Annotated in this window: 13 protein-coding genes; 3 read left to right on the top strand and 10 right to left on the bottom strand. The window is 61.4% G+C overall.

Annotation, left to right across the window (positions count from 1 at the left end; genetic code table 11):
• The first annotated feature begins 35 nt into the window (after positions 1-35).
• Both AACW30_RS25180 and AACW30_RS25175 read left to right on the top strand, forming a co-directional pair.
• Entirely contained in the window at positions 36-287 is a 252-nt protein-coding gene (locus AACW30_RS25180; RefSeq protein WP_169366966.1) for a type II toxin-antitoxin system HicA family toxin, read from the top strand.
• Positions 284-649 carry a type II toxin-antitoxin system HicB family antitoxin gene (locus AACW30_RS25175; protein WP_200623728.1) on the top strand — a complete coding sequence of 122 codons (366 nt, stop codon included), beginning with the start codon at positions 284-286 and terminating at the stop codon, positions 647-649. The genes AACW30_RS25180 and AACW30_RS25175 overlap by 4 nt, the downstream gene beginning before the upstream one ends.
• Here AACW30_RS25175 and AACW30_RS25170 read toward each other — a convergent pair whose 3' ends face one another.
• Positions 650-1,822 (bottom strand): MFS transporter, encoded by a 1,173-nt coding sequence (locus AACW30_RS25170; protein ID WP_200623727.1) that lies wholly within the window; start codon positions 1,820-1,822, stop codon positions 650-652.
• 141 nt (positions 1,823-1,963) lie between these two features.
• On the opposite strand from AACW30_RS25170, the gene AACW30_RS25165 reads away from it, so the two are divergent.
• Positions 1,964-2,563 carry a TetR/AcrR family transcriptional regulator gene (locus AACW30_RS25165; protein ID WP_200623726.1) on the top strand — a complete coding sequence of 200 codons (600 nt, stop codon included), beginning with the start codon at positions 1,964-1,966 and terminating at the stop codon, positions 2,561-2,563.
• Here the strand turns inward: AACW30_RS25165 and AACW30_RS25160 are convergent.
• The 9 genes from AACW30_RS25160 to urtC form a co-directional block, all read right to left on the bottom strand.
• A complete protein-coding gene (locus tag AACW30_RS25160) occupies positions 2,547-3,902 on the bottom strand; it encodes an MATE family efflux transporter (protein ID WP_106579718.1) in 1,356 nt (451 codons plus the stop codon). The two genes, AACW30_RS25165 and AACW30_RS25160, sit on opposite strands and share 17 nt — an antisense overlap.
• Positions 3,903-3,927: 25 nt before the next feature.
• Complete coding sequence (locus AACW30_RS25155; RefSeq protein WP_200623725.1) at positions 3,928-4,500, bottom strand: DUF2239 family protein; 573 nt, start codon at positions 4,498-4,500, stop codon at positions 3,928-3,930.
• 67 nt (positions 4,501-4,567) lie between these two features.
• On the bottom strand, positions 4,568-5,524 hold the full coding sequence (locus AACW30_RS25150; RefSeq protein WP_200623724.1) for an AAA family ATPase: 957 nt from the start codon (positions 5,522-5,524) through the stop codon (positions 4,568-4,570).
• Positions 5,525-5,527: 3 nt separating this feature from the next.
• Positions 5,528-6,571 (bottom strand): aliphatic amidase, encoded by a 1,044-nt coding sequence (locus AACW30_RS25145; protein WP_106579715.1) that lies wholly within the window; start codon positions 6,569-6,571, stop codon positions 5,528-5,530.
• A 15-nt stretch (positions 6,572-6,586) separates the two neighbouring features.
• The gene (locus tag AACW30_RS25140) at positions 6,587-6,934 is read right to left on the bottom strand and encodes an FmdB family zinc ribbon protein (RefSeq protein WP_200623723.1); all 348 of its coding nucleotides are present in this window, start codon (positions 6,932-6,934) and stop codon (positions 6,587-6,589) included.
• 2 nt (positions 6,935-6,936) lie between these two features.
• Positions 6,937-8,166 carry a formamidase gene (fmdA, locus tag AACW30_RS25135; protein WP_106579713.1) on the bottom strand — a complete coding sequence of 410 codons (1,230 nt, stop codon included), beginning with the start codon at positions 8,164-8,166 and terminating at the stop codon, positions 6,937-6,939.
• A gap of 219 nt (positions 8,167-8,385) precedes the next feature.
• A complete protein-coding gene (gene urtE / locus AACW30_RS25130; RefSeq protein WP_106579711.1) occupies positions 8,386-9,075 on the bottom strand; it encodes an urea ABC transporter ATP-binding subunit UrtE in 690 nt (229 codons plus the stop codon).
• Positions 9,076-9,085: 10 nt separating this feature from the next.
• Positions 9,086-9,844 (bottom strand): urea ABC transporter ATP-binding protein UrtD, encoded by a 759-nt coding sequence (urtD, locus tag AACW30_RS25125; RefSeq protein WP_106579710.1) that lies wholly within the window; start codon positions 9,842-9,844, stop codon positions 9,086-9,088.
• Positions 9,841-11,004 (bottom strand): urea ABC transporter permease subunit UrtC, encoded by a 1,164-nt coding sequence (urtC, locus tag AACW30_RS25120; protein ID WP_200623722.1) that lies wholly within the window; start codon positions 11,002-11,004, stop codon positions 9,841-9,843. The genes urtD and urtC overlap by 4 nt, the downstream gene beginning before the upstream one ends.
• Positions 11,005-11,007: the final 3 nt, after the last annotated feature.

Below are 11,007 nucleotides of genomic sequence, written 5' to 3'. Positions count from 1 at the left end.
TTTGCAACTACATTTAGTTACACGCAGGGAACGCCGTGTCCAAAAATGAAAAGCTGCTTGCCAAACTGCTCAACGAGCGCATGGCCTTTACCTGGCCAGAGCTCGAAACGCTACTCAAGCGTCTTGGCTACACACAGATTGAAGGGGCTGGAAGCCGCGTCAAATTCGACATCGGCGACCCCAGTGCAATGATCACCTTGCACAGGCCTCACCCCGGCAACGAACTGAAACACTACATTCGGCGCCAGATCATCGAACAATTGAAATCAGGAGACCTGATTCAGTGAACAACCAACTGAAACACAAGGGCTACATCGGCTCTATCGAAGCCAGCCTCGAAGACAATTGCCTGTTTGGCAAAGTGCTGTTTATCAAGGCGCTGGTCAGCTATGAGGGCAAAACCGTCGCGGAGCTGGACAGCGCTTTTCGGGAAGCCGTGGATGACTATCTCGCTACGTGCCTGCGCCTGGGGCAAACGCCGGAAAAGCCGTGCAAGGGTTCATTCAACGTGCGGGTCGGCCATGACCTACATTTAGCGGCAGCCCTGGCGGCGACCCGTAAGAAGGTGACGCTCAACGACCTGACTCGCCAAGCATTGAATGAGTTTTTGCAACATCACTGTTCAGAACCTTTACCGGCAATCGGCTGATCAGCCCAACCGCCGATAACCCAGCACAGCCGACCCCAACACCACTGCGCCCGCCGCCAACGCCACCCAAAAGCCGCTGGTAGCGCCGAAATGGTCAATCATCCAACCGGAGCTGGCGGCGCCGATGGCCACGCCGATGCTCAGGCCAGTGATCAACCAGGTCATGCCTTCGGTCAGGCGGCTGGGCGGGACGATTTGCTCCACCAACGCCATGGACACAATCAGCGTCGGAGCAAAAAACAGGCCGGAGATAAAGACCGCGACGGCCAATCCGGGAATGTGGGTTACCAGCAGCAACGGCAAGGTGGTCAACGCCGTCGCCACACCGCAGAACAGGAACTGGCGCGGCAACGGCGCCTTGAGCTTGAGCGTGCCAAAGGCCAACCCCGCCAGGCAGGAGCCGATGGCATACACCGAGAGCACAATGCTCGCAGCCGCCGGTTGGCCCTGATGCTGGGCGAATGCGACGCTGACTACATCCACCACGCCGACGATCACGCCCATGGCCAGCAACAGGATCATCAGGATCAGTACCGACGGTGAGGCGATCAGCCAACCGCCGTGATGGTTCTCGTGTTCATGTACCGGTGGCTCAGTTGCGCGTTGCAGCACGAAGGTGGTCACCCCCACCGCCAGCAGCAGCGCTGCCACCAAGGGCCCTGCTTGCGGAAACAGCACCACACTCAGGCCAACCGAGATCGGCGGGCCGATGATGAAACACACCTCGTCGAGCACCGACTCAAGGGCAAATGCGGTCTGCAACTTGGGCTGGCCGCGGTACAACTCGGTCCAGCGCGCCCGCACCATGGCCGACATATTGGGCATGCAACCGGCCAGGGCGGCGAACACAAACAACGTCCAGCTTGGCGCCTGCAACCCAGTGCACAGCAGCAACAGCAACAACGCCCCACCGCCAATCAGCGCCGCGATCGGCAGCACCCTGCCCTGGCTGTAGCGGTCCACTAACCGCGAAACCTGCGGTGCACAAAACGCCGTGGCCAGGGCGAACACCGCCGCCACCGCGCCCGCCAGACCAAAGCCGCCGTGCACTTGCGACAGCATGGTGATCAGGCCGATACCGGTCATCGATATCGGCATGCGCGCAAGCATGCCGGCCAGCACAAATGCCTTGCTGCCAGGAGCGTGGAACAACTCGGCGTAGGGATTTGCCATCCTGCTTGTCCTCATCCTCAAGACCTTGAAGCTTGCTATCGGCAGTCATCAAGGCAAAATACATACGGTGCGTATGTGGCAAATCATGCGTAACATACGCAGCGTATGTCAATCTCTCAAACACCTTCGCGAGCCCTACCCATGAGCCGAGCCCGTGCCGAAATGATCGAAGAAACCCGCGCCCGCCTGATCGCCAGCGCCCGCCAAGCCTTCGCCACACAGGGCTATGCCAACACGTCGATGGACGACTTCACTGCACGCGCCGGCCTGACCCGTGGTGCGTTGTACCATCACTTTGGTGACAAGAAAGGCCTATTGGCCGCCGTGGTCGCCCAACTCGACAGCGAAATGGACGCGCGACTGCAGCACATCACCGATCAGGCCCAGGACCCGTGGGAAGGGTTTCGCGAACGCTGCCGAACGTATTTGCGCATGGCCCAGGACGACGAAATCCAACGCATCGTATTGCAGGATGCGCCGGCCGTGCTTGGCGATACCGGGTCGCAGCATCACTGCGTCGCGTCGCTGGGCCAGTTGCTTGAGGACTTGATGCAGGCCGGAGCCATCGAACAAGGCCCCAGCGTCGCACTGGCGCAGTTGATCAATGGCAGCCTGGTCAACACCGCGCTGTGGATCGCCCGCGATGAACACCCGGGCGATCGCTTGGAGCAAGGTTTGCAAGGTCTGGAATTACTGCTGCGCGGGTTGAAGCAACAAGCCCGCGCTACACCAGCCGCTTGATCTGCTTGTGCCGCCACACCAGCCGGTAATACGCAGTCTGCAGCGCCAGCATCGCCAGGTAGGTCACCGGAAACGCCATCCACACCCCTTCCAGGCCGAAGTGCGCATTGAGCAAATACGCCATCGGCAGCTCAACGCACAGTACGCAGAAAATCGAGATGGCGACCGGCATCAGCACCACGCCGCTGGCGCGCATGATCCCGCCCACTACCGCCTGGAAGCCGAAGACCAAAACGCTCCAGAGCATAATGTGCAGCAAGTGCTCGGCATTGAGCCGCGCCGCGTCGTCGGTGATGAACAGCCCCAACAGCCAGTGCGACAACAGGTAACCGAGCACAATCAATCCACCCGTCAGGCAGGTGTTGATCAGCAGGCCGGTGCGCAGGATCGGCCCGATTCGCTCCAGGCGCCCGGCACCGATCGCCTGGGCCCCGAGGATCGAGGCGGTGATTGCAATCGACAGCGCCGGGAACTGCACGTAATTGACGATCTGCGTCACCGCGCCGTACGCCGCTGTGGCCTGGGAGCCGTGGCTGTTGACCAGCGCCAGGATGACCAATTCGGACAGCGACAGCACCACCATCTGCAAGCCCGTCGGCAAGCCGATGCGCAGCACTTTGCCGAGGATCGCCCGGTCCAGGCGCAACGCAGCCAGCAACTCACGGTCCGGCGCCATCACATGGTTTTTGTGGCGCAGGCGCAAGATCAAGAACAGCATCGCCAAGGCGTTACCGACCAGGCCCGCGTACACCGCGCTCTGGATGCCCATGGGCGGCAGGCCGATCCAGCCGCGAATCAGCGCCGGCGTCAGCAACAGGCCGACCAGGGTCGAGACCATCAGCGCCAGCAGCGGCGAGACCGTGTCACTCACGCCGCGCAGCAACTGGGTGTAGAGGATGAAGACCAACAGTAACGGCATGATCAGCATCATCGCCTGGGCATAACCCACGGCATCGTCGAGCACATCCACCGGGGTGCCCAACCCCTGCAACGCCGGGCGCGCGAACAGGCTGCCGAGCACCGCCGCGATCAGGCCGACCAGCGCGCCAAGGGTCAGCGTCGCACCGGTGATCACCTTCACCATCCCGGTTTCCTGCGCGCCCCAGGCCTGGCCGATCAGCACCGAAGCGCCCGCCCCCAGGCCGATCACCAGGGCAATAAAGAAAAACACGATGGGAAACATCCCCGACACCGCCGCCAGTGCCTGGGTGCCGAGCATTTGCCCGACATAGATGCCATTGAGGGTGCCGGAAAAGCTTTGCAGAAAATTGGACAGCACCATCGGTGCCAAAAAAATCAGGTAGATCTGCCACAACGGCCGTTGCTGAGTGACTTCCATGGTCGTTCGAGTCCCGGAATTATTGTTAGACGGGGAAAGCATTGCGCGACAGCCAGGCCAGGTACGTCTGCACATCCTTTGGCCAGTGCCCGATCTTGCTGGCGAAGGCCGCCGCATCTTCAGCGAACAATGCCCGCGAAGCGTCTTCAAACCCAGGCAGGTCGCCGCCGATGGCGCTCATGAAACGATAGCTGGCTTCCTTGGCCTGGCGCGCCTGATCACGGCCAGCGCTGGCATTTCGCGCTTCATCCACCAACCGGCGCAAGGCCGCCGAGGCGCCGCCGGGTTGTTGGCCCAGCCATTCCCAATGGCGCGGCAGCAGCGTGACTTCCCGCGCGACCACACCCAGCTTCGGGCGGCCCACCGTAGGGGCTGCCCGAAGCTCTTCGTCGAGTGACGTGTCTGCGGGTTGCTCGGGCGCATAACCGCCTGGCCATGGGTAATCGACTTGGGCGCCGGTGGCGTCATCAAAGACCAGAAAGGTGCCGGCGGTCAGGTCCAGCCCCGCCAGGGTTTCGGCCACCGCCGAATAGGCGCCGGCCGCCACCCGTTGGTGACGCAAGAAGGCAGTGCACAGAGGCGTGTGTTGCGTTGGCATGGCTTATTACCCGGATGTTATTTGTTTTACCCGGATTATATTAGCCGTAATGGGTCGACATGCAAGGCTATTGTCTCGAAACATCCAATTGTTCACCCCGCACCGTTACCCGCATCCCTTGCACAGCAGGATCGCGCAGCAAGCACTCCGCAATCGCCGGTTCCAGCTCCACCCGCACGCGGCGGCCCAGCGCACGCGCGCCAAACCGAGCGTCGTGCTGACGACACAACCATGCCCGCGCCGACGCATCCACGCTTAATGAGCGCTGGTGCGCCGCCAGACGCTGATTGAGCTTCTCCAGCTCCACGTCCAGTAGCGCATCAAGCCAGTGCCTGTCGAGAGGTTCGAACATCAGGATACGATCGATGCGGTTGAGAAACTCCGGCTCGAAATGCCCATGCAACGCCTCCTCCAACACCGCCGCTTCGCTTCTTACAAACACCCGTAGCAGCCGCCGCCAGCCCTGAGTGAAGCGTTGGCGATGACGACGCGCCTGGTGCGCGCCGATGTTGCTGGTCATGAAAATCAGGCTGTTACGAAAATCCAAGGTGCGCGTGCCACCCGCCAGGGTCAGTTGGCCGTTTTCAAGAATGCCCAGCAGGCTGCGCACCACCTCCTGGCTGGCTTTTTCCAGCTCATCGAACAACACGATGCCAGGGCGGCTGTAGCTGCCCTGGATCAATTCGCTGTTGAACAGGCTGATGCCTTCCTTGCTGCCCACGTACCCCGGCGGCGCGCCGGTCAGTGCGGCGGCGTAATGCTCCTGGGCCAGGGTGTGCATGTCGATGCGGCAAAACCCGTCGGCCCGGCCATGCAGCGCCTGGGCCAGCAGGCGCACGATTTCGGTTTTGCCCACGCCCGTCGGGCCCATGAACAGGTTGACGCTCAATGGCCGATCGCGCTCGCCGATATCGGCCTTGACCACCTTGAGCAGCCGCTCCACCTGCGCCAACGCCGCGTCCTGGCCAACGATGCGGCTGCGCAACAGCGCCATCACCTGCGCCGGGTCAAAGGTAAACCGCATGCCCTACTCCGCTGTTTTTTCTTTACCGCCATGGGGCAGTTGCCCCACCGGGCACTCGGCGACACCCACGGTGCTGCGGGTGATTTTCTCGACATTTTCCTGAGCCTTTTGCGCGTCCAGCACCCAGGTGCGGTAGAACTCGAACGGGCAGTCCGCCACGCCCTTGTCGCCATCGCCCGAGGCATGCATGCCGGTGTAGCCACGGTGCAGCAACTTGAACAGGTGGTTCTGCGACTGGTCGTTGGCCCGCGCATCGCGAATCTGCGACACCGACAGTTGCGCGTACTGAATACCCATCTCTTCCTCGCCGCACTCGCCCAAGGTGCGCCCGTCAAAGCCGATGATCGCCGAGTGACCGAAGTACGAATACACCCCGTCGAACCCCGCCGCATTCGCCACCGCCACATAGCAGTTATTCGCCCAAGCCATGCTCTTGGACATCTGCACCTGCTGCTCCTTGGCCGGGTACATATAGCCCTGGCAACGCACGATCAACTCGGCGCCCTTCATGGCGCAGTCGCGCCAGATTTCCGGATAGTTACCGTCATCGCAGATGATCAGGCTGATCTGCATGCCCTTGGGCCCGTCGCACACATAGGTGCGATCGCCCGGATACCAGCCTTCGATCGGGCACCAGGGAATGCACTTGCGGTAGCGCTGCACGATTTCGCCAAGGTTATTGATCAACACCAGCGTGTTGTAGGGCGCCTTGTGCGGGTGCTCCTCGTGGCGCTCGCCGGTCAGGGAAAATACGCCCCAGGTGTTGGCTTGACGGCACGCGGCCGAGAAGATCGCCGTCTCTTCGCCGGGAATGCTCGCGGCCGTGGCCATCATCTCGTCGTGGTCGTACATGATGCCCATGGTGCTGTATTCGGGGAACACCACCAGGTCCATGCCGGGCAGGCCCTGCTTCATGCCGAGAATAATCTCGGCAATCTTCTTCGCGTTGTCGATGACTTCGGCCTTGGAATGCAGGCGCGGCATCTTGTAGTTCACCACCGCGACACCGACGGTGTCCGGGCTGCTGGAAATATCGCCATGACGCATAACAACGCTCCTGGTCTAGTGACTGATCATCCACGGCCGAGGCCCGGTCCTGGTCTTGAGGCCCAAGGGGTTGGCCTTGCTCGGTTCGACTTTCTTGCTGGTGCCGCAGCAACTGCAACCGGCCGGATGTTTGCGGCCTTCCTGGTATTCGCCGACGGTTTGCGGCGCATGGGCGCTGCGCTCGTTGCCGGCGATCGCCTTGCGCTGGTTGGCCGACAGCGTTTGCAAGGCCGGGGCCGAGACCCTGAGCTGCCCGCCCGGCCCTTCGCAGTACGGGCATTGGCTGGGTTCGTTGCGCTGGGCGATGGGCCGCAGCATCGTGAACGTGCCGCAGGTGGCACAGGCATATTCGTAGGTCGGCATGGCTACAGGTCCGGGGCAATGGGCAGGTCGATGCTGCCGTCGAGGAACTTGGTGGGGCCGTTGGCGTTGGGGTTGATGTCGAACTCGAAGATTTCCGTCGGCAGCCACAAGGTCGCGCAGGCATTCGGAATGTCCACCACGCCGCTGATATGCCCCTGCACCGGCGCCGAGCCGAGCAAGGCATAACCCTGGGCCGGCGAGTAGCCGAATTTGGTCAGGTAGTTGATCGCATTCAGGCAGGCCTGGCGGTAGGCGACGTTGACGTCCAGGTAGTGCTGCTGGCCCTGTTCGTCCACCGAAATGCCTTCGAAGATCAGGTAGTTCTTGTAGTTGGGCGTGATCGGGCTGGGCTTGAACACCGGGTTCTTGATCCCGTACTTGGCCATGCCGCCCTTGATCAGCTCGACTTTCATGTGCACCCAGCCGGCCATTTCGATGGCGCCGCAAAAGGTGATTTCGCCGTCGCCCTGGCTGAAGTGCAGGTCGCCCACCGACAGCCCGGCGCCGTTGACATAGACCGGGAAGAAAATCTTCGAACCGCGCGACAGGTCCTTGATATCGCAGTTGCCGCCATGCTCACGCGGCGGCACCGTGCGTGCGCCGGTCGCAGCCGCGTCGTCACGGGCCTGGCCCTTGAGCTTGCCCATGTGTGCAGTGGCGGCCAGTGGCGCATTGGCCAGCGGCGGCACGCGGGTCGGGTTGGTGTCGATCAGTTCCTGCTCGCGGCGGTTCCAGTCGGCGAGCATCACCGGGTCGGGCAGGCAGCCGATCAGGCCGGGGTGGATCAGGCCGGCAAAGTTAACCCCCGGAATGTGCCGCGAACGGGTGAACATGCCTTTGAAATCCCAGATGGCTTTTTGCGCGCTGGGGAAATGATCGGTAAGAAAACCGCCGCCGTTCTGCCGCGAGAAGAAGCCGTTGAAGCCCCACTGCGAGTCAGCCTTGGCGCCGATATCGAGCAAGTCCACCACCAGCAAATCACCCGGTTCGGCGCCGTGCACACCCACCGGGCCTGACAGGTAATGCACGGTGGACAGGTCCACGTCGCGCACATCACTGGCATCGTCATTGTTCTTGATTGCGCCGGCGGTCCAGTCGTAGGTTTCCAGGATGAAGTCATCACCGGGCTTCACCCAGCACGCCATCGGGATATCCGGGTGCCAGCGGTTATGAATATTTTCGTTTTCAGTGACGGGCTGGTTGAGGTCGACTTTGATCAGCGTTTCGGTCATGGGCTGGCTCCTGGGCGGATGGTCTGGTGCGTGGAATCCAGTCTCGGGGAGCCAGGGAAAACGGGAAATACGTTGGATGACGTATGAGATTTTCAGAGCAGACACAAAACAACTGTGGGAGCGGGCTTGCTCACGAAAGCGGTGTGTCAGTTAACAGATAAGTCGACTGGTACACCGCATTCGCGAGCAAGCCCGCTCCCACAGTTGAACGGTATTGTTTTAGACGGACAGGTAGCGGCTGATGGTCGCTTCATCCACGCGGTCGCGGGTCTCTTCGATCACGAAACGGCCCTTCTCGATCACCAGAAAGCGGTCGGCAATCTCCAGGGTGAACGACAGCACTTGCTCGGACACCACGATGGTCAAATCGCGCAGGTTGCGAATCTCTTTGAGCGTGCGCGCAATGTCCTTGATGATCGACGGCTGGATGCCCTCCGTCGGCTCGTCGAGCAACAACACCTTGGGGTTGGTCGCCAGCGCCCGCGCAATCGCCAGTTGCTGTTGCTGCCCACCGGACAGGTTGCCGCCCTTGCGCGACTGCATGTCATGCAGCACCGGAAACAGCGCATACAAGTCCTCCGGCACCTTGCCGCGGGCCGACGCCGGCAACCCGGTCTGGATATTTTCCAGCACCGTCATGCTCGGAAAAATCATGCGGCCCTGGGGCACATACGCAATCCCGCGCGCCACCCGCTCATGGGTCTCCAGCGCCGACACATCGTGCCCGTCCACACTGACCAAGCCTTGCCACTGCGGCAAAATGCCCATCAGGCTCTTGAACAGCGTGGTCTTGCCCATGCCATTGCGACCCATCACCGCGACGATCTCGCGCTTGGCCACATTCAGCTGCAGATCGTGGAGGATCTGGCTCTGCCCGTAACCACAGGACAACTGGTCGATCTTGAACATGCCGGTTTCCTCAGTGGCCCAAATACACTTCGATAACTTTAGGGTTGCTTTGCACCGACTCCATGCTGCCCTCGGCCAGCACCTTGCCCTGGTGCAGCACCGTGACCTTGTGAGCGATGCTTTTGACGAACTCCATGTCGTGCTCAATCACCAGCACCGAGCGGCCCTGGCTGATGCGGTTGAGCAACTCGGCAGTTTGCGTGCGCTCGTTGACGCTCATGCCCGCCACCGGTTCATCCAGCATCAGCAACTCCGGGTCCTGCATCAGCAGCATGCCGATTTCCAGCCACTGCTTTTGCCCGTGGGACAGCAGGTCGGCCTGTTGCTGCAGCAAATCACCGAGGAAGATTTCCCGCGCCACTTCTTCCACCCGCGCAATCACCTGAGCGCTGCGCTTGAAAAACAGCGCGCCCCACACCTTGCGCCCGGCGGGGTAAGACATCTCGAGGTTTTCAAACACCGTGAGGTTTTCGTAGATCGACGGGTTCTGGAATTTGCGGCCCACGCCGGCGCGCACGATGTTGTACTCGCGCATCCTGGTCAGTTCCTGACCGTCGAACTGGATGCTGCCGCTGGTAGCGCGGGTCTTGCCGCAGATCAGGTCGAGCACCGTGGTCTTGCCGGCGCCATTGGGGCCGATCACCACGCGCACTTCATTGCGGTCGATGTACAGGTTGAGGTTGTCGACCGCCTTGAAGCCGTCGAACGACACGGTGAGGCCTTCGATGGCCAGCACCGGTTTTTTCATTTCAAAGCCGACGGCGGTCATGGCTGGGTCTCCAGGATGTTGCTTTTGGCGTTGGGTTTAATTGCCGGACTCACCGGGGGCGCCGCCACGGGTTTGCGCCGCAGCAGCTTGGCCAATGCCTGGCGACCGTGGCTGTCCCACAACCCGGCCAGGCCATTGGGGAAGTACATGACCACGGCGATGAACAGCCCGCCCATCAGGTACAGCCATAACTCAGGAAAGGACTCTGAAAAATACGTCTTGCCGTAGTTCACCAGCAGCGCGCCATACACCGCGCCAAGCAGCGACATGCGCCCGCCCACCGCGGCGAAAATCACCATTTCGATCGACGGCACGATGCCCACGAACGACGGCGACATAAAGCCCACCTGCAAGGCGAACATCGCCCCGCCAATCGCCGAAAACGCGGCGGCCACGCAGAACACGAAGATCTTGAAACTGGCCACGTCATAGCCGGAAAACCGCACGCGCTCTTCTTTGTCGCGCATCGCCATCAGCAGCCGGCCCAGCTTGGACGCGAGGATAAAACGGCCGATAAAGATGCAGCCGAACAGCAGGCCGGCGTTGATGAAATACAGGATCATTTTCGCGCTGTCGGTGCGCAGGTCCCAGCCCAGCAGGGTCTTGAGGTCGGTGATGCCGTTGACGCCACCGGTCAACCCTTGCTGGCCGACGATCAGCACGGTAAGGATCAGCGCAATCGCCTGCGTGACGATGGAGAAATACACATCGCCCACGCGCCGTTTGAACAGCGCTATGCCGATGATAAATGCCAGCAGCACCGGCACCGCGATCACCGCCACCAGCGTGAAGCTGAAACTGTGAAACGGCTGCCACAGCCAGGGCAGTTCGGTGATCTGGTTCCAGTCCATGAAGTCCGGAATGCCCGGTGTGGATTGGATCTTGGTGCTCTCGGGGTCGGAGGCTTCCAGCTTGAGGAACATCGCCATGCAGTAACCGCCGACGCCGAAGAACACACCCTGCCCCAGGCTGAGAATGCCGCCATAGCCCCAGCACAGCACCAGGCCCACGGCGACGAACGCGTAGGTCAGGTATTTGCCGACCATGTTCAGGCGGAACGCGTCCAACGTCAGGGGAAACACCACCAGCACCAGCAACGCCAACAACACGATACCGATCAGGTTTTGCTGGCCGCCCAGCAGCTTGTCTAAGGCCTTCATCTG

The organism is Pseudomonas sp. MF6747, from assembly GCF_963890955.1.
GTDB lineage: Bacteria > Pseudomonadota > Gammaproteobacteria > Pseudomonadales > Pseudomonadaceae > Aquipseudomonas.
The sequence above is the reverse complement of the archived record's forward strand: the minus strand, read 5'-3'. Positions and strand labels throughout refer to the sequence as shown.

What these genes read in the sequence shown, in the direction of transcription:
- AACW30_RS25170 (WP_200623727.1), bottom strand. Translation starts at nt 1,822, where the DNA reads ATGGCAAATCCCTACGCCGAGTTGTTCCACGCTCCTGGCAGCAAGGCA.
- AACW30_RS25165 (WP_200623726.1), top strand. Translation starts at nt 1,964, where the DNA reads ATGAGCCGAGCCCGTGCCGAAATGATCGAAGAAACCCGCGCCCGCCTG.
- AACW30_RS25160 (WP_106579718.1), bottom strand. Translation starts at nt 3,902, where the DNA reads ATGGAAGTCACTCAGCAACGGCCGTTGTGGCAGATCTACCTGATTTTT.
- AACW30_RS25155 (WP_200623725.1), bottom strand. Translation starts at nt 4,500, where the DNA reads ATGCCAACGCAACACACGCCTCTGTGCACTGCCTTCTTGCGTCACCAA.
- AACW30_RS25150 (WP_200623724.1), bottom strand. Translation starts at nt 5,524, where the DNA reads ATGCGGTTTACCTTTGACCCGGCGCAGGTGATGGCGCTGTTGCGCAGC.
- AACW30_RS25145 (WP_106579715.1), bottom strand. Translation starts at nt 6,571, where the DNA reads ATGCGTCATGGCGATATTTCCAGCAGCCCGGACACCGTCGGTGTCGCG.
- AACW30_RS25140 (WP_200623723.1), bottom strand. Translation starts at nt 6,934, where the DNA reads ATGCCGACCTACGAATATGCCTGTGCCACCTGCGGCACGTTCACGATG.
- fmdA (WP_106579713.1), bottom strand. Translation starts at nt 8,166, where the DNA reads ATGACCGAAACGCTGATCAAAGTCGACCTCAACCAGCCCGTCACTGAA.
- urtE (WP_106579711.1), bottom strand. Translation starts at nt 9,075, where the DNA reads ATGTTCAAGATCGACCAGTTGTCCTGTGGTTACGGGCAGAGCCAGATC.
- urtD (WP_106579710.1), bottom strand. Translation starts at nt 9,844, where the DNA reads ATGACCGCCGTCGGCTTTGAAATGAAAAAACCGGTGCTGGCCATCGAA.
- urtC (WP_200623722.1), bottom strand. Translation starts at nt 11,004, where the DNA reads ATGAAGGCCTTAGACAAGCTGCTGGGCGGCCAGCAAAACCTGATCGGT.